The following is a 25,899-nucleotide window of genomic DNA, read 5'->3' on the forward strand; positions in this document are numbered from 1 at the left end:
CTCACTTGTCCTTGTCCGGATTGGCCGGGTTGAGAAGGGACTGCACCTCGGCTGGCTGCACAAGGTCACCGGTCTTGTTATCCCAGGCATTGCGTTCATAGGTAATGACGGCGGCGAGTTCCTGTGCCGTCAACTGTTTGCCAAAAGGTTGCATCGCCGTACCACTCCGGCCGTGCAACACCGTATCCAGATGCTGGGCACGATGCTCCGCCTGTGTGGTCACCTTGCTGCCATTGAGCGCCGGGAAGATGCCGGGCAATCCGGTACCCGCGGGCTGATGACAGGCCGCACAGTGCCCCAGATAGACTTTCTCCCCCAGCGCCATGGCTTGTGGCAACGTCATGGTCTCCGCTGCCAGCGCCTGTTGCTGTGCCTTGGCGGTTGCCTGCTCGTCTCCCTTCCTGGCAATCCACGCCTCGAACTCCTCTGCGGATTTGGCCACCACAACCACGGGCATGAAACCGTGATCCTTGCCGCACAGCTCGGCGCACTGCCCACGATAGGTGCCCGGCTTGTCGATCCGCGTCCAGGATTCGTTGATGTAGCCAGGATTGGCATCTTTTTTCACGGCGAAGGCGGGAACCCACCAGGAGTGGATGACATCGTCCGAGGTCATCAGGAAACGGATCTTCTTGCCGACCGGCAACACCAGAGGGTTATCTACCTCCAGCAGATAATTGCCGCCCTTGGGGGCATCACCGGAGATCTGCTGTTTGCTGGTCGCCAGCAGGGAATAAAACGCCACCGGATACTCGAGGTATTTGTAATGCCATTTCCATTGCGAGCCCGTGACGAGGACGGTGAGATCGGCCTTGGAGGTATCCTCCATCTTCAACAAAGTCGAGGTTGCCGGTGCCGCCATCGCGATCAGTATCAACACGGGGATGGCAGTCCACAGCAACTCGATGCGGGTGCTTTCGTGAAACTGGGCGGCTTTGGCACCGCGCGATTTTCGATGGTGCACGATGGACCAGAACATGATGCCGAAGACGAGCAGACCGATGACGCAACAGATATAGAAAATCGTCATGTGCAGGTCATAGACCTGCTGGCTGATGGAGGTCGCCCCGCGCGTCATGTTGAACCGGATCTCATTGGCAAAGGCGCTGCTGCTGATGAACCACATCATCATTCCGGCACCTGCCTGAGCTGCATCGTTTCTCACATTGCACTCCCTGTGCACGTTGGAGAAGATGGCCTGCGTTCAATACACCCAACGCTAACCATCTGAAAATAATGCATTTATTAAAATTCATTTCACATTCAAGTATTAGTCCATATTCAGAAAAAACCAAAATGCAGACAGCCCTGACCAGGCTCATCAGAGCAGTGGCAATAGGTAAAACGCGAGCAGGGAAGAGGGAGAAACGGGTCCCGGGGTGGCCGCGCCTTGAACGGGGAGAGCTTCAGCCATGGTGAGTCGAATCGATGTGCAGAACCCGGGAGGGGCCATGGGTTCCTCCTGGGCTCCGTGGTTTTCTGCCGTGCCAGAGGCGGGGGTCAGCCCGCTGGGGCTTGCTGAGCCAGCAGTCTGGCCAGCAGGGAGCGCAATGCTTTTATCAGCGCGGGTTTGCCCGCGACACCCTGTCGGGCAGCCAGCTCGGACCAGGACGCATATTGCCAGATGGTGGCGATCAGCAACCGTCGTTCATCCTGACTCAACCCGTCCAGCATCATCACTCGCCGGAGCAGCCAGCGTTGCAGTGTCCCCTGGCACAATTCGAATGGCTTGTGATGGTGGGCAAAACAATCGAGTTCCCGATGCTCGAATTCATCCAGATCCGGCACATGAGTGACAGGTCCGCCTCTGAGGGATAGCCAGACCAGTTCGGTATCCAGCCTCTTGAGTTCACCCGCCAGCAGGGCCGGCAACTGGCTCATGAAACGCTGTCGCCATTGCGCCAGCTCGGCGTGATATTCCGATTGCAACGGCATCAGCAGCAAAGCTGCATGACTGCCGCTGGCCGCATCGCGCTGCAGACCAAGACGCAGCACCTTCAATCCCGCCTTGAGCCAGAATGGCAGCAGATCTGGACTGGCGGAGAAGGCAGATCCCAGATAATCGACCCCTAATACCCGATAATGTGATACCAGCTTGTCCAGCAACCAAGACCCCAGCCCGAGACGATGAAGGGCAGGATGGATGGCGATGCGCATCACCCTGGCATAAGAGCGCTCCCCCGCCGTCACGAAACCGGCGTGGGCCAGCAGCGACTGGGGCAGCAGATGTCCACGAGGGCGCCTTCGTCCGGCCCAGATCGCGTGCGCCAGATCAGGGGGTATATTGCCCTCCCGCGCGACCAGCGCCACCCCGAGCAACTCCTGTCCCTGCTCCATCAGATGAATGTCGAGATCCGGCCCCTCCAGCAAATACCGCAGATCACTGGGGCTGGTCTGGTAGTGAGCCAGCACGAGCAGGCCGAACACCCGATTGAGCAGCGCGTCATCACGGGCCAGCTCATCTTGTCCGACCAGGCGCCAGGTCGGTGATGTCGGGGGATGAGGTGCCGATATGTCGGCATTCAGACCAAGGAGCCGGAAGATCAGAGGCTCCAGCGGATCGCTCAGGCTCCAGCGAATGGGCTCCACCAGGCGCAGCTCCTGCCAATCCGGGGTTTGCTCATCGAGTACCCTCTTGAAGCGCAGATGAAAGCCGCGCCCCGTCCCCTCATAGCCGTGCTCCGTTGTAGCGAAGACAATGCGACTGTGACGGGCCAGCATGGCTTCCAGCAGCGGGGTCGGGATGGCGGCGGCCTCATCCACCAGCAACAGATCCGCCAGCACATCTCCTTGAGCCACCCGATCAGGGGACACATAGCTCAGACCGGCCAGCCGCTCAGGCATCTCTGCCAGCGCGCGCTCTGCATGGGCAAAAAGTGTCGCCACTGTAGCGTGGGAAGGGGCAGTCACCGCTATCGTCAAGGCCGGATCCCGACTCAGCAAGTCGGCGCTCGCCAGCCCCAGCACGGCGCTCTTGCCACGACCGCGATCGGCGCTCAGCACCAGGGGGCGACGGCGATGGCCGTGCAATACGTTGTGGATGGCGGGCAGCGCACGGGCCTGATCCGCACTTAGCGGCCGGTCCCCGTCGAGAGGCTGCCAGGTAATATCACAAGAGGCAGGCGTCAGATCTCGCGCCGGATCTTCTTCCAGCAACCGTACCAGACGGGAGATGAACCCCTGCCCGGCACGATCGACCTCCTCTGGCTGGGCGACCAGCCTCTGACGATCAGGGTCTAGGTAGGTCGGCCATACCTCCCGCGGCGGGGTCAGCAGAAGCAAGAGCCCCCCAGCCCTCAATGTCCCCGCCAAGGCACCGAATGCATCGGGGTGAAAACCGCTGAAGGCATTGAATACCAGGGTGTCGCACTCCTGACCGAGCCGTTGAAGCGCCTTGGCGGCAGGCTGCGGAGCATGACGCTCAGGACCCTGCCCCAGCCAGAACACCACCCCCCACAGCAAGGATTCGGCACGAACGATGCAGTCATCCTCCTCCCCTTCCAGCCAGATCAGACGCCGCTCGCCGGCAGAAGCGATAGCGTGGCGCAAGGCGAGCAGCTCGGCTGACATCATGGAGCTGGGCTGGCGTCTGGCTTCACACGGGGTTCAAACATGCGCTCCCCCATCTGGTCGATGAAGGTATGGGCCTTTTGCACCATGAAGCGCTCGGCATCCGCCGGGTTGGCAAAGAGATCGGAGCGGATGAAGCGATGGGTCTGTAATTGCCCGTCGATCTCCCTGGTGATGCGACCGGCCAGCCTGTATTGCCCCCCTTCCGCCATGGGCTCGGGATAGATGAGATAGCCCATGTATTCGATGGGCTCAACCTCGGGGCTCTGGGCGATCTCTCCCTTGAACAGGGCATTGAATAGATTTTTGAACATGTTCGCATCCTCTCTGATACAGGCATTCTCCCCAAGGGTGGAATCACTGGCAAGCACGGGATCTTATTACCATTCGTTCTTTGCACTACGAACCATTCTCATTTAGATTTCATCTCATTCCAGCATGAGGTCCAGATTATGTACGTGTGTTTGTGCCGCGGCATCACAGATAACCAGATCCGCAAGGCGGTACAGGCAGGCAAGACTGAATTCCGACAGTTGAAACAGTCGCTGGAAGTCGGTACCCAATGTGGTAAATGTGTGCGCATGGCGATGGAGATCATCGCTACCGAAATCGACAAGATGGAGTCAGAGCAGGCACCGCTCTATTACGAAGTGGCGTAAAACCGCCGACTTCTCGTCTTCATCTCTCCTTCTGCCCTCCAGGGGACGACTTTCCCCATCACGTTATGGTCATGTTTCTGGACTAAGCTCTAGTGATCGTTGCCTAGGCTCGAACACGAGGAGTAATGTCGATGAAAGGAGATCCCAAAATCATTGCCCACCTCAACAAGGTGCTGGCCAATGAGCTGGTTGCCATCAACCAATACTTCCTGCATGCCCGCATCTATGATGACTGGGGCCTCAAAGGGCTGGGGCACAAGGAGTATCACGAATCCATCGATGAGATGAAACATGCCGACGAGCTGGTCAAGCGGGTGCTGTTTCTGGAAGGGCTGCCCAACTTGCAGGATCTGGGCAAGCTGCGCATCGGTGAGACGGTGGAAGAGATGCTGCGCTGTGACTTGTCTTTGGAGATGGACGCCATCCCCGACCTGAAAGTCGCCATCACCTATGCCGAGTCCGTGCAGGACTACGTCAGCCGCGACCTGTTTCAGGGGATCCTGGAAGATGAAGAGGAGCATGTGGACTGGCTGGAAACCCAGCTCGATCTCATCGCTCGTATCGGTCTGGAAAACTACCAGCAATCCCAGCTCCATGCCGAGTCATCCTGAATCGCGATGACATCAAGAGACAATCCCAACCCGCCCAGGCGGGTTTTTTCATGGCACCAGCGGCAGAGATCTTGCCCTACGATACGGTAGCCAACCTGGCTGCTGACAAGGCAGGCCAGAGTCTGTCAGGGTGGCAGGCGCCGGATTGAACCGCCTCCGGGATCACAGTTACGATGCATGGGGCAGCGGCAGGCGCCGCTTTCGATTAGGATACGACCCCATTCCCATCATTTTGCTACGGATGACCTCCATGGAACTGATTGCACGCGAGATGGCGCCCCACAAACGGGTTGCTCTGGTGGCTCACGACAACATGAAAGCCCCTCTGCTGAACTGGGTGCTGCGCCGCAAGGAGGAGCTCAAGCTCCACCATCTCTATGCGACCGGCACCACGGGCACCCTGCTCGGCAAGAAGGCGCAGCTGCCCATTACCTGCCTCTTCTCCGGCCCCATGGGAGGGGATCAACAGCTCGGCGCCCTCATCGCCGAAGGGAAGATAGACGTGATGATCTTCTTCTGGGATCCCCTCAATCCCGCCGCCCACGATCCTGACGTCAAGGCCCTGCTGCGCCTCGCGGCCGTCTGGAACATCCCGGTCGCCACCAACGAGGCGACGGCGGACTTCATCATGGACAGCCCGCACATGCAGCAGGCATTCAGCGTCCAGGTGCCCGACTACGCCGGCTACCTCAAGGCCAGAACCGAATAAGCAACGCCAGACAGCAAAGAGCCGGAACAGATGTCCGGCTCTTTTCTTTCATGGGGGGAAAGGTCAGCGCTGGAGGCTTTTCTGCGCGAATTTGGGCCTGGCATTCATGATCTGCTCCACCTGCTCGTCGCTCATCTTGCCCCGCGACAGCCCCAGAACCTTGTAGGTCAGCAGAGGGCGCGCTGGCAGGGCGATCATCAGGGCGCGGATCTGGTTCTCGTCCTCCTTCTCTCGCGTCGGCTTGCCGTAGGCGTAGGTGAGCACGCCGGCATCCATCAGGTTTTTGACGGCGGGTTCGGTGATCGGCAGGTTTATGACGCTTTTCCGTTGCAGTACGAACTCCCGCAGCACCGCCTTCTCGTTGAAGTCGAGGAAGCCAATCATCTGGGCCAGTTGATCCTGCTGGCGGCGGGACTGCCACTCGTCACAGGCCCACTCCCAGGCGATCAGGAAGCCCTGACTGCAGAAATAGGAGATGGCGATCAACATGCCGACCCCAAGCCAGGCCGCATGAGCCGTGGCCCACTGGCTCACGGCACCTTTCATCAATCCGGCCGGAAACAGCAGGATGATGCTGCAGCAAAGCAGCAGCCAGACCATCAGCCAGTTGAGGCGATTAAGCTGGTAAAAATGTTGGATCCACCGTTTCATCGTTCACCCTTCCCAAGTCAATGTGGACAGTAGCCAACTCGTAGCAATCGCTGTGCCAGCACAAGGATCCCCGTAAAAAGATCAGGATCCCGGACGGGAGAGTCGAGGGGTTGTCACATCCTTTTACAACTTGTCGCGCGGATCATCCTCTGTTGGCCTTGCGCCTCACCGAGCCACTTGGTAAAAAGCCGCACTGTCACTGGGGAGTAGCAAGCCGCCCGAAATCCGGGCAGGGCCCATGTCAACACTCTTGGATCCGCAGATCCATGGCATGGGCGGCGATAGCACCTATCGTCCTGCAAGACCTTTGGCCTCGATATGCACGCCAGCCGGGCGAGCCGTATCGGGTCCATCGGTTGTTCTGCTCGCCTGGCGGTTACTCATCATGCTGATAACCTTGCTGTTATTTCTGATCTCTGCCGTCACCATCTATCTGGCCTGCGGATACTTCGTCAACGGCATCGAATGGACCGGCCATCATTTCAAACTGTCCCAAAGCGCCACCGGTTCTCTGCTGGCCGCCCTCGGCACGGCCCTGCCCGAATGCATCGTCACCCTGACCGCCCTGCTGATGGGGGATGCCCCCGCCCAGCAGCAGATAGGCATAGGTGCGGCCCTCGGCGGTCCCCTAGTGCTCTCCACCCTTGGCTATGCTGCCGTCGGCGTGACCCTGCTGCTGTGCATGAGCCGGGAGCACAGAGCCATCAATGGCGAGGTGCAGCGGGAGATAGGCCGCGATCAGGCCTGGTTTGCCGGCATCTTCCTGTTGGCCGTGCTGCTTGGCATGGTGGCCTTCACCGGTAAAACCTGGCTGGCCCCCCTGTTCGTGCTGATGTACCTCCTCTATGTGCGACGTGAGCTGAAACAGACCGACAGCCACGATGCGGAATTGCCCTCCCCCCTCAAGCTGGATCCGCACGCCAGGATCCCGGCGCTCGGCAAGGTGCTGCTGCAAACCCTGGTGGCGCTCGGTGTGGTGGCGCTGGCGGCCCAGCTGTTCGTTCACCAGCTGGAGAACATGGGCGAGCTGTTCGGTCTCTCTCCGGTGCAGGCGGCCCTGCTGCTGAGCCCGGTGGCCACCGAAATGCCCGAGCTGATGAACGTGCTTATCTGGGTGCGGCAGGGCAAACACCGGCTGGCGCTGGCCAATATCTCCGGCGCCATGATGATCCAGGGCACCATTCCCAAGGCGTTCTGCCTGCTGTTCACTCCCTGGCTGCTGGACAGCACCATGATGGCCTCCTCCCTGGTGACGCTGCTGGCGGTCACGCTGCTGTGGTGGGGGTTCAGTCGGGAGCGGATGACGGCGGGCAGGCTCGCCCTGGTGGGACTGGTTTACCTGGGTTTCTGCGGCTGGCTGATGATGAGCTGAGGGCCGGCCTCTGCCTCTGGCGCAACAAGAAAGGGCAGGATCCCATCCTGCCCTTCATCTCACGGGGTAGTGTCAATCAGACCGAGCCGAGGTCTTAGAACTGCTGGAACCAGCGCTGGATCTGGGCCGGATCCTTGCTCTGGGTCAGGGCGAGCATCAGCAGCACCCGCGCCTTCTGCGGGTTGAGGGTCTCGGCGGCGACGAAGCCGTACTTGGCGTCATCGATCTCGGCATCCAGGGTGGTGGAACCGGTCGGCACGCGGGCGGAACGCACCACGCGAATGCCGTCCTTGCTCGCCTTGGCCAGGGTGTCGAACAGGGTGTGGTAGAGGTTGCCGTTGCCCACCCCGGCGCTGACGATGCCGTCAAACTTGGCATCCACCAGGGCCTTGGCCGGCAGGTCCGAGGCGTTGGCGTAGCTGTAGACGATGCCGACCTGGGGCAGCTTGTCGAGCTTGCTCACGTCGAACGGGGTCTTGCTGGTATGCAGACGGGCCGGGCTGCGCTGGTAGTCGATCTTGCCGTTGTGGATGTAGCCGAGCGGGCCGAAGTTGGGGGAGGCGAAGGTCTGCACTCCTGTGGTGTTGGTCTTGGTGACGTCGCGGGCATCCAGCACGGTGTCGTTCATCGCCACCATGACGCCACGTCCCTTTGAGGCGGGGTCGGAGGCGGTCACCACGGCGTTGTAGAGGTTCATGGGGCCGTCGGCGCTCATGGCGGTGGAGGGGCGCATGGCGCCCACCAGCACCACCGGCTTGTCGCTCTTGACGGTCAGATTGAGGAAGTAGGCGGTCTCCTCCATGGTGTCGGTGCCATGGGTGATGACGATGCCGTCCACGTCATCCCTGGCCAGCAGCGCGTTGACCCGCTTGGCGAGCGTGAGCCACACCTCGTCGTTCATGTCCTGGGAGCCGATCTTGACCACCTGCTCACCCTGCACGTCGGCCACGTTTTTCATCTCGGGCACGGCGGCGATCAGCGTCTCGATGGCCACCTTGCCGGCCTCGTAGTTGGACTGGGTGGCGGACTGGCCCGCCCCGGCGATGGTGCCGCCGGTGGCCAGAATGTGCACGCTGGGCAGCGCCATGGCCATGGGGGAGAGGGTCAGGCCGAGCACGGCGGCGATCAGGGTCTTGCGAATGGGAAGGGTCATGCTGCAATCCTTTTGGATGAGGGAATTGCAGCATTTTTATTCATTTTAAACGGGATTTAAGTGATCACTCTCACCAATAAAAAGAAGTAAACAGAATATTAGTCTGATTTATACCAATTAAGTGATAATTCACTCTACCTGAAAGCCTCTCGCCTCGATCAGGGCGATCAACTCGGCTTTGCTCAGCTCGCTCTCGATGACGGCCTGGCGGCTGGCAAAGTCGACCGTGGCGGTGCGGACTGCTGGCTGGGCCAGCAAGGCCTTTTGCAGGCTGGCAGCGCAACCGCCGCAGGACATGCCGGTAACGGTGAGTTCGATGGTCATGGGCTCTCTCCTCTGTCGATGTGACCTCAGCCTAAAGCTGCCGCCTCCGGCAAGGTCAAGGGCGAATGCCGATCCCGTCAACCCCGGGTCGTGCATCATGGCGGCGCCCCATCATCCCATCACTCCCAGGTAGTTCATCAGGGCGGCCCCCAGGCTGGTGGTGACGAGCGAGCCCAGGGTGGTGGTGGCGATGATGTTGGCCGCCAGGGCACTGTCACCGCCCATGGCGCGGGTCATCACATAGCTGGCGGCGGCGGTGGGGGTTGAGCTGATGAGAAACAGGATGCCGAGGGCCTGCGGGCTGAAGCCGAGCGCCCAGGCCCCCAGCACCAGCAGCACGGGGATGCAGCACAACCGGTTGACCGTGGCCCAGCCGGTCAGCATGGCGCCGCCGCGCAGGGCCTTGAGGTTGAGGCTGGCGCCGGTGCACAGCAGGGCCAGCGGCAGGGTCATGTTGGCGAAATAGTTGCCCGTGGTGATGACCAGCTGGGGCAGTTCAATGCCGAGCAGACCGAAGGGCAGGGCCGCCAGAATGGCGATGATGAGGGGGTTTTTGACGATCCCCTTGAGTATGGGGGCGAGCCCCTTTCCGCCCCCCAGGCTGCGGGTCAGGGTGATCACCGCGAGCACGTTGTAGAGCACAGTGATGGAGCCCACCAGCAGGGCGGCGGCCCCTATCCCCTCCGGGCCGTAGGCGTTTTGCACATAGGCCAGCCCCATGATCCCCATGTTGCCGCGAAAGCTGCCCTGCACGAAGATGCCCCGCAATTTCTGCTCGCTGATGAAGCGGGCCGCCAGCACCTCCAGCACCAGGAAACCGGCGAGGGTGCCGAGCAGGCCGTAGAGGATGAGCCAGGGGCTCGGCATGGTGGAAAAATCGGTGCGCACCATGCTGAGAAACAAGAGAGCTGGCAGGGTGACCTGGAACACCAGACGGGAGGCGGACTCGACGAAGCTGTCGGGCAAGAGACCCAGCCGCTTGAGCCAGATGCCGAGTACCAGCACCAGACAGATGGGGCCCGTGATGGAGAGAGAGAAGTGCAGACTTGCCAACAGATCCATGATGCGCGTCCTGTGCAACGGCGAAGAAAGTCGCCTGGGAAAGGGCATTCTAACGCCATGGGCTTGTATTCACAGGAGTTAATCACAACAATGTCTGCATCCCGGTTGTCGCCCTCCCCTGTCACGGATCCCCCATGGAAAAGAAACTGACCATCCTCGATATCGCTCGCCTCAGCGGGGTCGGCAAGTCGACCGTCTCCCGGGTGCTCAATCAGGATCCCAAGGTCAATGCCCAGACCAGGGCCAGGGTCGAATCGGTGATCGCCCAGCACGGTTTCGTCCCGAGCAAATCGGCGCGGGCCATGCGCAGCCAGAGCCAGCAGGTGGTCGGCATCGTAGTGTCGCGCCTCGACTCCAGCTCCGAGAACCAGGCGGTGCGCGGCATGCTGGAGACCCTCTACCAGCGTGGCTACGACGCCGTGCTGATGGAGAGCAAGTTCTCCCCCGCCAAGGTGAGCGAGCACCTGGCGGTGCTGGAGCGGCGCGGGGTGGACGGCATCATCCTGTTTGCCTTCAACGATCTGGACTATGCCGCCATGGCGCCGCTCAGGGAGAAACTGGTGCTGATGGCCCGCGAGCGCCCCGGCTTCTCGTCGGTCTGCTTCGACGATGACGGGGCGGTGCGCGCCGTGCTCGCCCACCTCGGGGAGCGTGGCCTGACCGAGGTCGCCTATCTCGGGGTGGAACGCAGCGATCTCACCACTGGGCTGCGTCGGCATCAGGCTTACCTCGACTACTGTCGGGAACAGGGGCGCACACCCCGCAGCGCCCTCGGGGATCTCGGTCTGCAAAGCGGCTATCGGCTCGCGGCCGAGCTGCTCACCCCCACCACCCAGGCCATGGTCTGTGCCAGCGACACCCTGGCCATCGGCGCCGCCAAATACCTGCAGGAGCAGGGTCGCACCGACATCCTGGTGAGCGGCCTTGGCAGCAATCCCATGCTGACTTTCCTCTTTGCCAACACCCTCAGCCTGGATTTCGGCTACAAGGACGCCGGCATCCTGGCCGCCAGACAGCTGCTCGACCAGATTGAAGAGGGGCAGCCCCCCAGAGCGACCATCGCCCCCTGTCAGCCCCTGTAGTCTATCTTTTCCTCCATTCCCGGCGTTTTGCGCTTTTTGTGACCAGCGCCACGAATTGGGAACGTTCCCATTGCCGATGCCAGCCACTGGCTTCATGCTGATTGGGAACGATACCAATAAACGGGCGGTCCTTGGCCAGCCGGTAAAGACACGACCATTATTCATGGAGTCACAGAGGGAAGGCTCATGTCAAAAGTCAACACACAGCATCTGGCGCAGCTGATCGAGCGGATCGGCGGCAAAGAGAACATCACCACTGTCAGCCACTGCCTGACCCGGCTCAGGTTCGTGCTGGCCGATCCGGCCAAGGCCGATCCCAAAGCCATCGAGACCATCCCTTCGGTGAAGGGGAGCTTCACCCAGGGCGGCCAGTTCCAGGTGGTGATCGGCAACGAGGTGGATCAGTGGTACAAGGCGCTCACCCAGGAGATCGGCGTGAACGGTGGCAGCAAGGAGGCCGCCAAGCAGGCCGCCCGCCACAACATGAACCCGTTGGAGCGCGGCATCTCCCACCTGGCGGAGATCTTCGTCCCCCTGCTGCCCGCCATCATCACCGGTGGTCTGATCCTGGGCTTTCGCAACGTCATCGGCGATATCAAGATGTTCGACGACGGCACCCACACCCTCACCGAGATCAGCCAGTTCTGGGCCCAGGTGCACGCCTTCCTCTGGCTGCTGGGTGAAGCCATCTTCCACTTCCTGCCGGTGGGTGTCTGCTGGTCTGCGGTGAAGAAGATGGGCGGCTCCGAGATCCTCGGCATCGTGCTGGGTATCACGCTGGTGTCGCCGCAACTGATGAACGCCTATGGCATCGGCCAGCAGACCCCGGAAGTGTGGGACTTCGGCCTCTTCGTCATCCAGAAGGTGGGGTATCAGGCCCAGGTCATTCCGGCCCTGCTGGCGGGTGTCTTCCTCGCCTGGGTGGAGACCAGCCTCAAGCGCATCATCCCGGCCTATCTCTACCTGGTGATTGTGCCCTTCATCTCCCTGCTGCTGGCGGTGATCGTGGCCCACGCCCTGATCGGTCCGTTCGGCCGCTGGATTGGTGACGGCGTCGGCTTTGCCGCCAAGGCGGCCATGACGGGTTCGTTTGCCCCCATCGGCGCCGCCCTGTTCGGCTTCCTCTATGCGCCCCTGGTCATCACCGGCATCCACCACACCACCAACGCGGTGGACCTGCAACTGATGCAGAGCATGGGCGGCACCCCCATCTGGCCGCTGATCGCCCTCTCCAACATCGCCCAGGCGTCTGCGGTCGTCGGCATCATCCTGATCAGCCGCAAGGAGAACGAGCGGGAGATCTCGGTCCCGGCCGCCATCTCCGCCTATCTCGGGGTGACCGAGCCGGCCATGTACGGCATCAACCTCAAGTACAAGTTCCCCATGCTGTGCGCCATGGTGGGCTCAAGCTGTGCGGCTCTCATCTGCGGCTTCGCCGGGGTGATGGCCAACGGCATCGGGGTGGGCGGCCTGCCGGGCATCCTCTCCATCCAGCCGCAATACTGGGGCATCTACGCCATCGCCATGCTGGTGGCCATCGTGGTCCCCGCCCTGCTGACGCTGCTGGTCTACAAGCGCCAGCAGGCTGCCGGCAAGCTGGATCTGGCCACGGCCTGATCCACACAACCTCGGCGGAGCCCTGGCTCCGCCTTTTATCGTTGCCCTGTTCCAACTAATCCGGTTTCAACCAATGAGCGAACCAACCATGACACAGACACCCTGGTGGCAAAGCGCCGTGATTTACCAGATCTACCCCAAAAGCTTTCAGGATTCCGGCGCCCGTGGCACCGGTGATCTCAAGGGGATCATGGCCCGCCTCGACTACCTCAAGACGCTGGGGGTCGATGCCCTCTGGCTGACCCCGGTCTACGTCTCCCCCCAGGTGGACAACGGCTACGACATCGCCGATTACCTCAACATAGATCCCGCCTACGGCACCATGACCGACTTCGAGGCCCTGCTGGGCGCCGCCCATGCGCGCGGCATACGCATCGTGATGGACATAGTGGTGAATCACACCTCCACCGAGCACGCCTGGTTCAAGTCGGCGCTGGGAGACAAGCACAGCCCCTATCGCGACTATTACATCTGGAAAGATCCGGTGGACGGCGGCGTGCCCAACAACTGGCAATCCAAGTTTGGCGGCAGCGCCTGGGAGCTGGACCCGGCCACCGGCCAGTACTACCTGCACCTCTTTGCCCGCGAGCAGGCGGATCTCAACTGGGAGAACCCGGCCGTGCGCGCCGAGGTGAAGAAGATCATCCATTTCTGGGCGAAGAAAGGGGTCGACGGTTTCCGCCTCGACGTCATCAACCTCATCTCCAAGGATCAGGCATTCCCTGACGACGAGGTGGGGGATGGCCGCCGCTTCTACACCGACGGGCCGCGCATCCACGAATTTTTGCAGGATGTGAGCCGCGACGTCTTCGCCCCCGTGGGGACCATGACGGTGGGCGAGATGTCTTCCACCAGCCTGGAACACTGCCAGCGCTATGGCGCGCTGGATGGTTCCGAGCTCTCCATGGTGTTCAACTTCCATCACCTCAAGGTGGATTACCCGGGCGGCGACAAATGGACCAAGGCCCCGTTCGATTTCCTCGAACTCAAGCGCATCTTCAACCACTGGCAGAGCGGTATGCATGGCAAGGGGTGGTCGGCGCTGTTCTGGTGCAACCACGATCAGCCGCGCATCGTCTCCCGTTTCGGCGATGAGGGCGAGCACAGGGTGGTCGCCGCCAAGATGCTGGCCAGCACGCTGCACGGCCTGCAGGGGACGCCCTACATCTATCAGGGGGAGGAGATCGGCATGACCAACCCCGGTTATCAGCGCATCGATGACTATCAGGATGTGGAGAGCCGCAACATCTTCGCCATCAAGCAGGCGGAAGGGATGAGCGAGGCCGAGATCCTCGCCATTCTCGGCGCCAAGTCCCGGGACAACTCGCGCACCCCGATGCAGTGGAGTGCCGCCCCCAACGCCGGTTTCACCAGCGGGACGCCCTGGCTCAAGCCAGCCGCCAACTACCCGGTGATCAACGCCGAGGCGGCGCTAGCCGACCAGCACTCGGTGTTCTGGCACTATCGGGATCTCGTCGCCCTTCGCAAGGCGCACCCCATCTTCACTCAGGGGGATTATCAGGAGCTGCTGACCGGGCACCCGCAGATCTGGGCCTATGTCCGCCGCGCCGGCGGCCAGACTCTGGTGGTGGTGAGCAACTTCTACGGCGAGCCGGCGGCCTTCGAGCTGCCGGCCGAGCTGGCCGGTGGCAAGGGGCAGCTGCTGCTTGGCAACTACCCGGATAGCCCGGCCCGCCCGCAATCCTGCAAGCTGCGCCCTTACGAATCCCTGATCTGGCTGATGGAGCAATGATGACTGACGCAACAACAGTGCAGCGGCCCGCCGTGCGTGGCCCCGAGTGGCAGAAGATGGTGGCGGGAGCGCCCTATGATGCAGGGGACCCCGAACTGCGGGCTGCGCGGGAGCAGTGCCGCGCCCTGCTGGGAGAACTGAACCGGGAGCGAACCGATGCTCCTGGCTGGGATGAGCGCCTCACCCGCCTGCTGGGTGGCCGCGCAGAACGCTGTTTCATCACGCCCCCCTTCTTCTGCGACTATGGCGCCAACATCTTTGTCGGCGAGAATTTCTACGCCAATTTCAACTGCACCATCCTGGATGTGTGCGAGGTACACATAGGCGACAACGTGCTGCTGGCCCCCGGAGTGCAGATCTACACCGCTACCCACCCGGTGGCGGTAGCGCCGCGCATCAAGGGGGTGGAGTTCGGCAAGCCGGTGCGTATCGGCAACAACGTCTGGATTGGGGGCAGCGTCGTCATCTGCCCGGGCGTCACCATAGGGGACAACAGCGTCATCGGGGCGGGGTCCGTTGTCACCAGAGACATTCCGGCAGGCGTGGTGGCGGTCGGCAATCCCTGCCGGGTCTTGCGCCCCATGACGGCAGAGGAGCTGGCGCCCGGGGAACCTGGCTGACACAGAGGGGGCAGGCCGTACCTGCCCCTGTTCCTTTCCCTGACGGCGCTCCCGCAATGCCGGCAAGGCTTCGGCGCAACCCCCTCTTTACCCGGGCAGCAAGGCGCCGCAACGCTTGTGCTGTCCCATGACCACCAGAGTCTTGAAACTGCGTACCTGATCCCTGGCATGGAGCACCCGACGGGTGAACTGCTCGTAACTTTGCATGTCCCTGGCGGCCACTTGCAGCACGAAGTCCTGCTCCCCCGTCACATACCAGAGATCCATCACCTCGGGTTCCCGCTGCAGGCTGGCGATCATCTCATCGAGGATGCGGCCATGATCCCGCTCCAGGGTCACCAGCACCAGCATGGTGATGGGCCAGCCCATGGTGGACGGTGCCACCAGCGCCACTTCCCGCTCGATGAGACCGGACTCCCGCAAGGCGCGGACGCGGCGGTAGCAAGCTGGGGCGGAAAGACCGACCCTGTGGGCCAGCTCCGGCGTGGGCAGACGGGCATCCTGTTGCAGCTCGGCGAGGATGAGCAGATCAAATTTGTCGGTCATGGGGTTCATTAGATAAAAATTATCGCACAAGGCCAGTATTAGACCGGTTTTACCCAAGTCTCCAGATATATTTTACTGCTCATCGTCCTGCCCGGTATGAATACCATGCAACCCAATCCCAATGCCCTCTCCTCTCTTCTGGCCGTCCTGCTCGCCATGCTGTCGATCACCCTCGGCGCCTCCCTGGCCAAATCCCTGTTTCCCCTGCTGGGAGCCGCAGGTACGACCCTGTTCCGGCTGGGGTGCGCCGCCCTCCTTCTCTCCCTGGTGTTTCGCATCTGGCGTGCCCCCCTCGACCGACGCACCCTGCTGGGCGCCATCCCCTACGGCCTGTCGCTTGGGGCCATGAACCTGCTCTTCTATCTCGCCATCGCACGCATTCCCCTCGGCGTTGCCCTGGCCATCGAGTTCATCGGCCCCCTGACAGTGGCCCTGCTCTCCTCACGCCACCGGGCAGACTTCATCTGGCTGATACTGGCCATCGCCGGGCTGCTGCTGCTCTTGCCCCTGCGGGCGACACAGCAGGCCATCGATCCCCTGGGGGCCGCACTGGCTCTCGGGGCTGGCCTCTTCTGGGGGCTCTATATGCTCACCGGAAAGCGGGCAGGAGCCTTGCTGGGCGCACAGGCTCCGGCGCTGGGCATGTGGGTGGGCACCCTGCTGGTATTGCCCTTCGGGCTGGAGGGGGCGATCGAGGCGTCATTCACCGTCCCCGTGATCCTCACCATCATCGGGGTGGGGCTGCTCTCGAGCGCCATCCCCTACTCTCTCGAGATGTTTGCCCTGCGCCGCCTTCCCCTCAAGAGCTACGGCATTCTCACCAGTGGTGAACCGGCCATGGGAGCCTTGATGGGACTGGTATGGCTGGGCGAGCAGTTGCCCCCGTCCCAATGGCTCGGGATAGCCGCCATCATCGCCGCCTCCATGGGCACCACCTGGCAGGCGGGTCGTCGACAAGCCGGCTCCGCCTGAACCAAAAAAACGGGGCCGGCGATGACCGGCCCCGGGGATGGCACGAGCGCGTCAGGACGAGTAGTCGTAACAGCGTTTGAGCTCGCCGAAGTCATAGAAGAAGCTGCCCACCTCAATGGGGGCACAACCTGCCTTGAAGGCGAGCTCCTTCTCGTTGTAAAGCATCTTCACCAGCACCCGGCCGGCCTCGTTGCGGTAGACATCCCACTGGATGTTGGCCGCATAGGGAGAGACCCAGCCGCCACGCCATTCGTTGTTTTCCTGACTCATCAGCACGCCGGGCTGGGCGCTCTGGCGACTCCCTTCCAGCTTCATCAGGGCCGCCAGCGGGATCAGGGTCTCCGCATGGGCGAAGCGCAGCTTGGCGACATGCTCGCCCGCCTCTTCCACCACCTGGGTCTGTACCTCGTTGAAGAGGCCGTCAAGCAGGGGTTGGGCCACGGCGTAGGTGGCGCTCTGGCTGGCAAGACTCGGCCCCTTCTCGTAGAAGTCCTCGGCATCGGAAAGGTAGGAGAACCAGGCAGACTCCTCTGGAGTGATGAACTGCTCGAGATCCCAGGACCCGCCTTGTGCCTGCGCCTCCCGGATCATCCCCGGGCCGATGATGAAGAGGTTGTAGAGCATGAGGGCGGCGTCCACCTCGTCGCGCACATGGGTCTTGCCGCCGTCTTCCGGATTCACCGCCACATAATCCACCCCGGCGGCCAGCTCGTCGACGAAAGCCTTGCTGTAGAGACGCTCGAGCATCTCGCGGGCCATCACCCGGGTCCTGGGCAGGGCCTTGAGCGCATCGAGGACCTCGGTCAGCTCGGGAGCAGGAGCCACCCCGTTGTCTTCGTCCCCGACAAAGGCCTGATAGGCCTGGAAGGTGGGCAGATACCGGGTGTACTCCCCCTGCGGCTCGGTCTTGTGGAAGTAGAGCTCGAACTTGTTGCGCAGCCCCTTGTCGATCTCGGAAGGGTTCTCCTGGCTGACGTAACAGTCGGGGCTGTCCGTCACCAGAGAGACCCGTTTGGCCAGGCTCTGCATGAAGAAGTAGGCGCTTTCGTTGGCGCGATCCTTGCCCGATGTCTCGACCTTGAGGCAGAGGGGAGTCGATTCAGTGGTCAGCAGGGTGGGCAGCCGTTCGGCGAGCCGGGTCGCCAGGTTGGCGTGCTCCTCCTTGCCGAGCGCACTCAGCAGGCCATAGCCGAGGGTCTGGTTGGCGGCCGTGACGGCGTCCACCTTTGCGCCGAGCCGTTGGCCCAGCTCGGTCAAGGCCCCCTGTCTCGCGGCCTCCTCCCACACCAGCTTGGTCAGCACATCGTATTTGGGGCTGGACAGCGAGCGGGAGCCATGGCGTGCCACCAGTTCGGTGAAGACGGGACTAAAGCCTTCAGGGGCAACCTCATAGCTGTTCATTGCCTGACGGGCGGCATAGACCGCCTTGGTGCTGTATTGATAGTCGCCGACGGCGGGCGAGGAGGAGTCATTGCCCGAATTGCAGCCGCTCAGCAGGGTGGCCGCCACGCAGGCGGCAAGGGAGGAAACGCGAAACATAGTCATCCTTGAACCAGTGTGAAAATGAAGCCACACAGTACGCACCGGATGTGACAATCCGGTGTCAGGTCTGGGACATGCACCTCTCTCCGGAAGGGTGACTCCCCTCCAACCCGTCTATGCCCCCCACAAATCATCATTCATATTTTTTGAACGTGTAGGCCAGTTTATCTCGCTAACAATGACCGGGTGAGGCGCTTAATATTCACACATCGCTTAGGCAGGAGCGCCAAGCCGCAAAACAACTGGTCGTTCATGGCAGTCCCCCATACACATGGGCGACAAACATCCGTGACAAAACAACACACCATTTGAATGACCTCTTGCAAGGATGCATTGATGCAGGCCTATCAGGCCTTGCCAATGACATAAAAACCAAGAGAGTGAATGAACATGAAAAACGTGATCAAGATGCTGGCCGTTGCAGGCCTGATGAGCGCCGGTGTTGCCCAGGCTTCCGTCCCCGCCGACTTCAACGCCACCCCGGGTGTGCTGTTCGTGAACTGGCATGCCAGCGCCGCCATGGCCGGCAAGGCCAACCCCATGCTGGAGGTGCGCGATGAATCCGGTGATCTGGTGGCCTCCGTCCACGCCAACCTGATGGGTACCCAGCAGGTACAGATCCCGAGCCGCGCCCAGGGCAATCTGACCGTCAGCCTCGGCGATCAGAGCAGCGATTACCGCATCCCGTTCGGCATCGGCAGCGGCAATCCCCGCTGATCAACGCAGACGACTTCCCTCCCGGGTCTGGCAAAGACACGCCGACCAGGCGAGAGATCAACGACAAGGGCGCCATCAAGGCGCCCTTGTCGTCGTTGCCGTCGGCATACACGGCTACTGGGTGAAGACGGGACCGAAGCCGGATCCCCACAGGATGGCCGTGGCAGCCAGCACGCAGACCAGCAGCACCAAGCCGACCGTCACCACTGAGCTGGCGTAGATGAATCCCTGCTCCTTGGTGATGTGCATCAGGATGGGCACGCCGATATAGAGCAGGTAGACGGAATAGGTCAGCCCGACCAAACCGATGAGCATCACGAACCAGAGATGCGGGAAGAAAGCGGAGAAGCCCACCATGAAGAGTGGCGTGGAGGTGTAGGCCGCCAGCTCCAGCGAGGTCGTGTAGCTGGGATCCGAGCCGAAGGTATGCCCCATCCAGTGCACCAGATAGGAGAGTGCCAGCACGCCGATGATAAGGGTCACGTACATGGCGACCGACAGCTTGAATGCGCTGTTGGCGGTCAGGGTGATGGGATCGCCGACCCCGATGCTCCAGCCGATGTGAACGGCGGAATAGTAGGCGCAGATGGGAGGGATAAGGGCCACGAGCAGGATGTGAGTCAGACTGTTTCTGAAGCTGTCGTGCCGCTCGTCTATGGTATGCCATTCGGTGTGGGGATGGGCATACAATCCCCATAAGTGATTCAATATCATAGCGTTATTCCTTCTCTACATCGGTGGTTGGCGGATCGATACCGGGCTTTCTCCTCTGATTGCGTCATGTCCGGGCGCTGGTGGCGCCATCGCTTGCCATGGCATGCGATGACTTTAAATAAAGTCGCTCCACCGCCGCTGCGTCAAGCAAGGTCGCCGGGACAGCCGGGAGGGATGGGAAGACAGCAGGAGGGCACCGGAGGCGGGCACTGATGGCACCCGCCGTCGGCGCTCCCGTCAATACTGCTTGGTTTTCGAGGCAAAACCCGCGAGGAAGAGACCGGTCAGGAACATGCCGCAGAAGGCTTCGATGGCCGACAGCAGTTGCAGCGGCGAGGAGGTCTGGGAGATGTCCCCATAACCCAGGGTCACGAAGGTGACGATGCTGAAATAAAGGGAGCGTCCCAGATGGCCGTGGGTTGCAGACTCCGGCGCCAGGAAATAGGTCAGGGTCGCCAGCAGGATCACCCCCATCGACATCAGCAGGCTTCTGATGGGACGCTCCCCAAACCCCCAGGTGATGAAGCTGATGAACTTGCCCGCGCACTTGAGATAGCACAGCAGGGAGAGCCAGCACTTCGTCATCGGACCGCTGCGCAACCAGCGCTCCCGGAACAGCTCCCGCGGGCTCGCCAGGGACTTCATCTCGTGCAGCTTCTCCTTGTAGTAGCACTCGCCGGCGTCGACGGTGTCACCCACGCTGGAGAAGAGACGCTTGGCATTGCGATAGAGTTTGCTCGCCTCGTTGTGGTCGATCCGCCCATTGTCGTTGTAGACCACCTCCACCTTGTCCAGGTTGGTGTGCTCCATGGTGGCATCGAAGTTCTTGGCGCTGACGCTGAAGTTTTTCAGCACCGCCCGGGAGGAGTGGAAGCGGATCTCCTCGCACTCTATGGTGAAGTCCTGAAAGACCCCGTCCTCCAGCGCCAGCTCCCGCTTCTTGGCCCAGGCCCTGTGGTCCCACAGCAGGGAGTCGAACAGATCGAGCCCGATCACCCCGCCATTGACCCTGACCCCCTTGGCCGAGCAGTGCCACAGATAAACCTTGGAGTTGTTGACGGCCCCATCGAGAGAGAGCTCGTCGAGACAGGTAAAATCGAGCAACCGGCCGGAGATGATGGGGCTTTTGAGGGCAACACCGCCGATGTTGAGCAGACGATGCTTGCCCAGCACCTGGGCCTCCCCCTTGTTGTTCTCCGAGACCGAGAGCAGGCTTTGCACCCGTTTCACCTCGTCATTGCCATGTTTTCCCGCCAACCACATGCTGTAAGGCTCGAAACGGGTCTCCGAGCGGATGAGGCCGCTCTTGCGCAGGGATTCCAGTGCACTCGAGGCGCTCTCATACAGACGGACCTTGTCGTCGCTCATGTAGACACAAAGGCTCAGCACGCAGCGGGAGCTGATGAAGCGGGCGATGCCGATCTGGAAGATCACGCTTTTTTCTATCTTCTGCTCCGCCATCCAGTCGTCGAAATGGGGCAGCGACGCCACCAGCAGCGCCCAGATACGGGGATAATCGTTCTCACGCCGCCACTCGTTGAATTGCTCGGGGGAAAGCTGCCAAAGCTCTGTTGCATTCATGCATGACCTCACTCAAGAAACCGATCCCGTTTTGCCGGGCCGGGGTGACGGCAAGCGTCGATCACGACAGGGTGATCCGGCGGGCACAGCATAGGGACTCACCACGCCATCATACTCGGCAGACGGGCCAAGTCACTGGGAGGAAAGATTCAAGAGGGGCGCTGCGACAGCTTTGTCACCGGACAGGACGCTTTTCGAACAGCGGGAAGCGGAACATCGAAAAACGGGAAAAGAAAAAGCCCAGCATTGCTGCTGGGCTTTTTATTTGGCTCCTCCTGCTGGGCTCGAACCAGCGACCTGCGGATTAACAGTCCGTCGCTCTACCGACTGAGCTAAGGAGGAATTATTCGTGGTGCCCAGAGACGGAATCGAACCGCCGACACGGGGATTTTCAATCCCCTGCTCTACCGACTGAGCTATCTGGGCAAATGGTGCCGGCTACCGGAATCGAACTGGTGACCTACTGATTACAAGTCAGTTGCTCTACCTACTGAGCTAAGCCGGCACACTTCAAACCATTGTGCATGAACACGTTTTTATTTCATGGCACCAAAATATGGTGCCCAGAGACGGAATCGAACCGCCGACACGGGGATTTTCAATCCCCTGCTCTACCGACTGAGCTATCTGGGCGTGGGCGCTATTAAACGGATTTTAGGGCAGGTGGTCAACGGGAAATTTCACTTTTCGTCTCGTTCGTCTCTTTTTTGCGCAGCATCATCCATTTTCATCACTTCTGCTGGCGGGACCGCTCCCCGGCGCCCCCAGAGGCGGGACTCCTCCCCCTTGAGCAGGCGGGTAATGTTCTCATGATGACGGATCAGGATGAGACAGGAGAGCAGGGAGACCGGCAACGTGTATTCCGGTTTGAGCAGATAGGTAAAGAGCGGAGTGAGCAACACGGTCACGATGGACGCCAGTGACGAATAGCCGCTCACCAGCAGCACCAGCAGCCAGGTGGTGATGACGGCGCCCCCCATGGCAAACCCAATGGGCAGCATGGTACCGAGGGCGGTGGCGACGCCCTTGCCGCCACGGAAGTGGAAGAAGAGGGGGTACATGTGGCCCAGACAGGCGGCCACCCCGATAAAGCCGAGGTAGACGGGCTTGATCTGCAGATACCAGGCGAGGTAGACGGGGGCCATCCCCTTGAGCACGTCGAGAAGCAGTACGATCAGCGCCGCCATCCGGCCGCCGAGGCGCAACACATTGGTCGCCCCCGGGTTGTGGGAACCATGGTCACGGGGATCCGGCAGACCCGTGATGCGGGAAACCAGCACGGCACTGGACAGCGAGCCGCCCAGATAGGCCAGAATAATCATCAAAATCGTCAGGGCCGTCATCTTGGTCGTTTTTACCACGATATGAATGGGGTATGATGCGGGCCACATTCCCAGGCCCGGGCTTGCCCGAAAGCGTGTCGCCCAAACCGGCCGCCAGCGGCAATCTGCTTGCCGGGCCTGCATCCCTGCGCTGTTTTCACAGCCCATCAAGAGTAAAGAAGAAGTACTGTCATGGACAAGGTGTTTATTCGCGGACTCGAGGTTTTGACCACCATAGGGGTATATGAGTGGGAGAAGGGCATTCGCCAGAAGCTCTGTTTCGACCTCGAGATGGGGTTTGACAACCGCCCAGCCGCCGCAACCGACGATATCAATCTGGCGCTGGATTACGCCACCCTCTCTCGCAAGATCTGTGATCACGCCCAGGGCAAGATAGTGGAGCTGGTCGAGACCATGGCCGAGCAGGTCGCCGCCCTGGTGCTGGAAGACGAGCGGGTACAGTGGGTCAAGGTGACCCTGACCAAACCGGGTGCCGTGCCCAATGCGGCAGGCGTCGGGGTCGAGATCCTGCGCCATCGCACGCCGGCTGCGAGCGCCAACTGATGACCCGCATCTATATCAGTCTGGGATCCAACATCGATCGGGAACGCCATATCCGCGCCGGCCTCGATGCCCTGCACGCCGAATTCGGCGAGTTGCAGGTCTCCCGGGTATTCGAGAGCGAGGCGGTGGGCTTCAACGGCCGCCCCTTCTACAACTTGGTGGTGGGTGCCGATACCGAGCTGCCCCTGGCAACCCTGTGCCAGCGGCTGCGCGCCATGGAGTTCGCTCACGGCCGCGAGCCGGATGCCAAAAAGTTCGCCCCGCGCACCCTGGATCTCGATCTGCTGCTCTACGGCGAGCTGGTCTGCGAGACACCGCTGGTGCTGCCCCGCGGCGAGATCCTCACCAACGCCTTCGTGCTCTGGCCGCTGGCGGAGCTGGCCCCCACATTCCGCCACCCCATCGATGGTCGCACCATCGCTGAGCTGTGGGCAGGTTACGACAAAGCCTCTCAGCGCCTTGACCCCATTCCCTTCCACTGGAAAGCGGGCGAATTGCAGCATCACTGAACAGCAAGGGCACCCTCGGGTGCCCTTGTTGATGACTCCGCTGATGATGGATAAGAAACGGTGATTGGGCCTGCGCCGGTGCAAGTGGCAGGATGACCGCCATCACAGGAGAACCCCATGCCACTCGATGCCATTCACGACTTCAACTGTCAGTTGCTCACCGACCTGCCCTACCAGCACTTCGAGCACGAACCCATCCTCGATTACGCCACCGACGAGCGGGTCAAGGCTCGCCTCGGCTGGCAGGCCGAGTTCAGCAAGACCCTTTTCCTCAAATTCAAGGATGGTCGCTTCGCCCTGCTGCTGACCCACAGGGACGGCCGGCTCGACAGCAAGGCGGTCAAGGCGGCGCTCGGTGCCAAACCCTCCATCTGCACTGCCGACGAGATGCAGACCGAGATTGGCTGCCTGCCGGGAGCCGTCTGCCCCTTCCTGCCCCGCGCCGACATCCCCCTGCTGGTGGATCCCGTGCTCATGAATCACCACGCCTTTACCTGGACGCCGGGCCACCCCGAGCAGACTTTCCTGCTGGAGACTACCCACCTGGCCGGACTGCTGGCCCGATTGCCCTGCGACGTGAGCTACCTGCCCGCCCCCTGAGCCTGGGACTCAGCGCTTTTCCCGCGCCAGCTGGGCGAAGATCAGCGCCGCCAGCATGGACATCAGGCCGATGCACAGATAGGTGAGGTGGAACCCCTCCAGCCAGCGGCCACTCTCCTCGGGCTGGCCGATGGAGAAGAGTCCCAGCAGGCTGGCGGCGATGGCCACCCCCAGGCTCATGGAGAGCTGCATCACCACCGACAGCAGACCGTTGCCGCTGCTGGCGTGCTCACTGCTGAGATCCTGCAGGGTCAGGGTGTTCATGGCGGAAAATTGCAGGGAGTTGATGGCGCCAAAGACCGCCAGCCACACCAGCAGTACGCCGTGGGGCACCTGGTTGTCGATGAAATAGAAGCTCGCGATCATGGCCCCGAGCGCCAGGGTGTTGCCGATCAGGATGCGGCGATAACCGATGCGCGGAATGAGCTTGTTCACCAGCGTCTTGGTCAGCATGGCGCCGATCACCGTGGGGATCATGGTCATCCCCGCCTTGCTCGGGGAGAAGCCGAGCCCCAGTTGCAGGAAGAGCGGGGTGAGAAACGGCATGGCGCCGCTGCCGAGGCGGGCAAACAGATTGCCCCAGATACCGATGGCGAAGGTGGACGTCTTGAACAGCGCCAGACTGAACAGGGGCTGCTCCGCCGTGGCGGCATAGAGCCAGTAGCTCGCCATGGCGGCCAGACCGAACAATACCGCAAACAGGGCCCAGCCGGTTGAGATGCTGTGCTCCCCCAGGCCTTGCAGACCGACGGATACCAGCACCATGCCGACACTGAACAGCACAAACCCCTGCCAGTCAAACCTGGCGGTGTGCTGGCGAAGGTCGGGCATGAAGTGCCAGCTTGCCACGAAGCCGAGCAGGCCCACTGGCAGGTTGATGAGGAAGACCCAGTGCCAGCTCGCCACCTCCACCAGCCAGCCCCCCAGGGCCGGGCCGATGAGGGGGCCGAGCAGACCGGGGATGGTGACGAACGACATCACCCTCAGCAGCTCATGCTTGCTGTAGACCCGCAGCACCGCCAGACGCCCGATAGGCATCAGCAAGGCCCCCCCGACCCCTTGCAACACCCGGGCGATCACCAGCATGGGCAGGGTGTTGGCGATGGCACAGGCCAGGGAACCCAGGGTAAACAGCAGGATGGCGACCAGATAGACCCGGCGGGTGCCAAATCTGTCCGCCAGCCAGCCGGAGGCGGGAATGAGCAGGGCCACCGTCAGCATGTAGGCGATGATGACGGACTGCATCTGCAGCGGACTCTCGCCCAGGGCCTCGGCCATGCTGGGCAGGGCGGTGTTGAGGATGGTGCCATCCAGGGTCTGCATAAAAAAACCGACCGCCGTCAGCCAGGGCAGCCATTTGCGCTGGGCGGGCGTCACCATCGGGGAGCTGTCAGGCATGGTTCTGTCTCTCCTCATCACATAAGAAAATCTATGGTCACCCCCTTTTTTGCAACCTTGATTTCGGGTGTTGTGGTTGGCTTGCTTAAATCTATCCGGCGTCTTGATGGAGAATGTTCTCCGCGCCACGATGAGAATCGCGCCTGACTGTCCTAAAAAGACCCTCGGCCTAGAAAGCCTATTCTTTTGCCAGGTTATCAGTCAGGCCGGTATGCCGTTCACGTCATCCAATATCACAGTCGCAAAACCAG

Annotated in this window: 26 protein-coding genes, 4 tRNA genes and 1 riboswitch; of the genes, 13 read left to right on the forward strand and 17 right to left on the reverse strand. The window is 61.5% G+C overall.

What is annotated here, in order from left to right; translation table 11 throughout:
- Window position 1 precedes the first annotated feature (1 nt).
- The 3 genes from coxB to ACPW74_RS17035 form a co-directional block, all read right to left on the reverse strand.
- Window positions 2-1,132, reverse strand: a complete 1,131-nt coding sequence (coxB, locus tag ACPW74_RS17025; RefSeq protein ID WP_279981965.1) for a cytochrome c oxidase subunit II — start codon at window positions 1,130-1,132, stop codon at window positions 2-4.
- A 368-nt stretch (window positions 1,133-1,500) separates the two neighbouring features.
- Window positions 1,501-3,573: a tRNA(Met) cytidine acetyltransferase TmcA gene (locus tag ACPW74_RS17030; RefSeq protein WP_279981966.1), complete on the reverse strand. Its 2,073-nt coding sequence runs from the start codon at window positions 3,571-3,573 to the stop codon at window positions 1,501-1,503.
- A complete protein-coding gene (locus ACPW74_RS17035; protein ID WP_275873513.1) occupies window positions 3,570-3,884 on the reverse strand; it encodes an HlyU family transcriptional regulator in 315 nt (104 codons plus the stop codon). Before ACPW74_RS17035 ends, ACPW74_RS17030 begins: the two co-directional genes overlap by 4 nt.
- A 138-nt stretch (window positions 3,885-4,022) precedes the next feature.
- Here ACPW74_RS17035 and ACPW74_RS17040 point away from each other — a divergent pair, with 138 nt between their 5' ends.
- From ACPW74_RS17040 to ACPW74_RS17050, 3 genes are all read left to right on the forward strand, one after another.
- The gene (locus ACPW74_RS17040) at window positions 4,023-4,229 is read left to right on the forward strand and encodes a bacterioferritin-associated ferredoxin (protein ID WP_039039715.1); all 207 of its coding nucleotides are present in this window, start codon (window positions 4,023-4,025) and stop codon (window positions 4,227-4,229) included.
- A gap of 131 nt (window positions 4,230-4,360) precedes the next feature.
- Window positions 4,361-4,840: a bacterioferritin gene (gene bfr, locus ACPW74_RS17045; protein WP_103858517.1), complete on the forward strand. Its 480-nt coding sequence runs from the start codon at window positions 4,361-4,363 to the stop codon at window positions 4,838-4,840.
- A 250-nt stretch (window positions 4,841-5,090) separates the two neighbouring features.
- Window positions 5,091-5,549 (forward strand): methylglyoxal synthase, encoded by a 459-nt coding sequence (locus ACPW74_RS17050; protein WP_041211864.1) that lies wholly within the window; start codon window positions 5,091-5,093, stop codon window positions 5,547-5,549.
- Between the two features lie 63 nt (window positions 5,550-5,612).
- Here the strand turns inward: ACPW74_RS17050 and ACPW74_RS17055 are convergent, their stop codons facing one another.
- Complete coding sequence (locus ACPW74_RS17055) at window positions 5,613-6,200, reverse strand: superinfection exclusion B family protein (RefSeq protein ID WP_010675780.1); 588 nt, start codon at window positions 6,198-6,200, stop codon at window positions 5,613-5,615.
- 189 nt (window positions 6,201-6,389) lie between these two features.
- Window positions 6,390-6,497: riboswitch (yybP-ykoY riboswitch) on the forward strand.
- Window positions 6,498-6,585: 88 nt separating this feature from the next.
- Here ACPW74_RS17055 and ACPW74_RS17060 point away from each other — a divergent pair.
- A complete protein-coding gene (locus tag ACPW74_RS17060; protein WP_244053665.1) occupies window positions 6,586-7,572 on the forward strand; it encodes a sodium:calcium antiporter in 987 nt (328 codons plus the stop codon).
- A gap of 94 nt (window positions 7,573-7,666) precedes the next feature.
- Here the strand turns inward: ACPW74_RS17060 and ansB are convergent, their stop codons facing one another.
- The 3 genes from ansB to ACPW74_RS17075 form a co-directional block, all read right to left on the reverse strand.
- Window positions 7,667-8,725: an L-asparaginase 2 gene (gene ansB / locus ACPW74_RS17065; protein ID WP_010675782.1), complete on the reverse strand. Its 1,059-nt coding sequence runs from the start codon at window positions 8,723-8,725 to the stop codon at window positions 7,667-7,669.
- A gap of 129 nt (window positions 8,726-8,854) precedes the next feature.
- Window positions 8,855-9,049 (reverse strand): heavy-metal-associated domain-containing protein, encoded by a 195-nt coding sequence (locus ACPW74_RS17070; RefSeq protein ID WP_042015137.1) that lies wholly within the window; start codon window positions 9,047-9,049, stop codon window positions 8,855-8,857.
- Between the two features lie 111 nt (window positions 9,050-9,160).
- Window positions 9,161-10,111 (reverse strand): AEC family transporter, encoded by a 951-nt coding sequence (locus tag ACPW74_RS17075; RefSeq protein WP_279981968.1) that lies wholly within the window; start codon window positions 10,109-10,111, stop codon window positions 9,161-9,163.
- A 134-nt stretch (window positions 10,112-10,245) separates the two neighbouring features.
- On the opposite strand from ACPW74_RS17075, the gene treR reads away from it, so the two are divergent.
- The 4 genes from treR (at window position 10,246) to ACPW74_RS17095 (ending at window position 15,183) form a co-directional block, all read left to right on the forward strand.
- Window positions 10,246-11,193, forward strand: coding sequence for a trehalose operon repressor TreR (treR, locus tag ACPW74_RS17080; protein ID WP_041211765.1), 948 nt, complete (start codon window positions 10,246-10,248; stop codon window positions 11,191-11,193).
- 186 nt (window positions 11,194-11,379) lie between these two features.
- Window positions 11,380-12,810 (forward strand): PTS trehalose transporter subunit IIBC, encoded by a 1,431-nt coding sequence (gene treB / locus ACPW74_RS17085; protein ID WP_279981970.1) that lies wholly within the window; start codon window positions 11,380-11,382, stop codon window positions 12,808-12,810.
- 88 nt (window positions 12,811-12,898) lie between these two features.
- Window positions 12,899-14,563: an alpha,alpha-phosphotrehalase gene (gene treC / locus ACPW74_RS17090; protein ID WP_279981971.1), complete on the forward strand. Its 1,665-nt coding sequence runs from the start codon at window positions 12,899-12,901 to the stop codon at window positions 14,561-14,563.
- Window positions 14,563-15,183 (forward strand): sugar O-acetyltransferase, encoded by a 621-nt coding sequence (locus ACPW74_RS17095; protein ID WP_029314833.1) that lies wholly within the window; start codon window positions 14,563-14,565, stop codon window positions 15,181-15,183. Before treC ends, ACPW74_RS17095 begins: the two co-directional genes overlap by 1 nt.
- Before the next feature lie 87 nt (window positions 15,184-15,270).
- On the opposite strand, the gene ACPW74_RS17100 is transcribed toward ACPW74_RS17095, so the two are convergent.
- A complete protein-coding gene (locus tag ACPW74_RS17100) occupies window positions 15,271-15,729 on the reverse strand; it encodes an Lrp/AsnC family transcriptional regulator (RefSeq protein ID WP_279981972.1) in 459 nt (152 codons plus the stop codon).
- 96 nt (window positions 15,730-15,825) lie between these two features.
- On the opposite strand from ACPW74_RS17100, the gene ACPW74_RS17105 reads away from it, so the two are divergent.
- Window positions 15,826-16,701 (forward strand): EamA family transporter, encoded by an 876-nt coding sequence (locus tag ACPW74_RS17105; RefSeq protein ID WP_039039725.1) that lies wholly within the window; start codon window positions 15,826-15,828, stop codon window positions 16,699-16,701.
- Window positions 16,702-16,752: 51 nt separating this feature from the next.
- On the opposite strand, the gene ACPW74_RS17110 is transcribed toward ACPW74_RS17105, so the two are convergent.
- Window positions 16,753-18,246, reverse strand: a complete 1,494-nt coding sequence (locus ACPW74_RS17110; RefSeq protein ID WP_161470592.1) for a histidine-type phosphatase — start codon at window positions 18,244-18,246, stop codon at window positions 16,753-16,755.
- Window positions 18,247-18,627: 381 nt separating this feature from the next.
- On the opposite strand from ACPW74_RS17110, the gene ACPW74_RS17115 reads away from it, so the two are divergent.
- Window positions 18,628-18,960 (forward strand): hypothetical protein, encoded by a 333-nt coding sequence (locus ACPW74_RS17115; RefSeq protein ID WP_039039727.1) that lies wholly within the window; start codon window positions 18,628-18,630, stop codon window positions 18,958-18,960.
- Between the two features lie 114 nt (window positions 18,961-19,074).
- Here the strand turns inward: ACPW74_RS17115 and ACPW74_RS17120 are convergent, their stop codons facing one another.
- The 7 genes from ACPW74_RS17120 to plsY form a co-directional block, all read right to left on the reverse strand.
- The gene (locus tag ACPW74_RS17120; RefSeq protein WP_029314835.1) at window positions 19,075-19,674 is read right to left on the reverse strand and encodes a Yip1 family protein; all 600 of its coding nucleotides are present in this window, start codon (window positions 19,672-19,674) and stop codon (window positions 19,075-19,077) included.
- Window positions 19,675-19,911: 237 nt separating this feature from the next.
- On the reverse strand, window positions 19,912-21,255 hold the full coding sequence (locus tag ACPW74_RS17125) for a potassium channel family protein (protein WP_010675794.1): 1,344 nt from the start codon (window positions 21,253-21,255) through the stop codon (window positions 19,912-19,914).
- 266 nt (window positions 21,256-21,521) lie between these two features.
- Window positions 21,522-21,597, reverse strand: a tRNA-Asn gene (locus tag ACPW74_RS17130).
- Window positions 21,598-21,605: 8 nt separating this feature from the next.
- Window positions 21,606-21,681, reverse strand: a tRNA-Phe gene (locus ACPW74_RS17135).
- A 3-nt stretch (window positions 21,682-21,684) separates the two neighbouring features.
- Window positions 21,685-21,760 (reverse strand) — tRNA-Thr (locus tag ACPW74_RS17140).
- A 52-nt stretch (window positions 21,761-21,812) separates the two neighbouring features.
- Window positions 21,813-21,888, reverse strand: a tRNA-Phe gene (locus ACPW74_RS17145).
- Between the two features lie 47 nt (window positions 21,889-21,935).
- Window positions 21,936-22,598 (reverse strand): glycerol-3-phosphate 1-O-acyltransferase PlsY, encoded by a 663-nt coding sequence (gene plsY, locus ACPW74_RS17150; RefSeq protein WP_029314836.1) that lies wholly within the window; start codon window positions 22,596-22,598, stop codon window positions 21,936-21,938.
- Window positions 22,599-22,769: 171 nt separating this feature from the next.
- Between plsY and folB the strand changes: the two genes are divergently transcribed.
- The 3 genes from folB to ACPW74_RS17165 all read left to right on the forward strand — a co-directional run bounded on the left by folB (window position 22,770) and on the right by ACPW74_RS17165 (window position 24,250).
- Entirely contained in the window at window positions 22,770-23,141 is a 372-nt protein-coding gene (gene folB / locus ACPW74_RS17155; RefSeq protein ID WP_010675798.1) for a dihydroneopterin aldolase, read from the forward strand.
- Entirely contained in the window at window positions 23,141-23,650 is a 510-nt protein-coding gene (gene folK / locus ACPW74_RS17160; RefSeq protein WP_041213984.1) for a 2-amino-4-hydroxy-6-hydroxymethyldihydropteridine diphosphokinase, read from the forward strand. The genes folB and folK overlap by 1 nt, the downstream gene beginning before the upstream one ends.
- Window positions 23,651-23,767: 117 nt before the next feature.
- Window positions 23,768-24,250: a YbaK/EbsC family protein gene (locus tag ACPW74_RS17165; RefSeq protein WP_104452216.1), complete on the forward strand. Its 483-nt coding sequence runs from the start codon at window positions 23,768-23,770 to the stop codon at window positions 24,248-24,250.
- 9 nt (window positions 24,251-24,259) lie between these two features.
- Here ACPW74_RS17165 and mdtD read toward each other — a convergent pair whose 3' ends face one another.
- On the reverse strand, window positions 24,260-25,648 hold the full coding sequence (mdtD, locus tag ACPW74_RS17170; RefSeq protein ID WP_010675801.1) for a multidrug transporter subunit MdtD: 1,389 nt from the start codon (window positions 25,646-25,648) through the stop codon (window positions 24,260-24,262).
- Window positions 25,649-25,899 lie beyond the last annotated feature (251 nt).

This window comes from Aeromonas sp. INTO2 (assembly GCF_049860605.1).
Taxonomy (GTDB): Bacteria; Pseudomonadota; Gammaproteobacteria; order Enterobacterales; family Aeromonadaceae; genus Aeromonas; species Aeromonas caviae.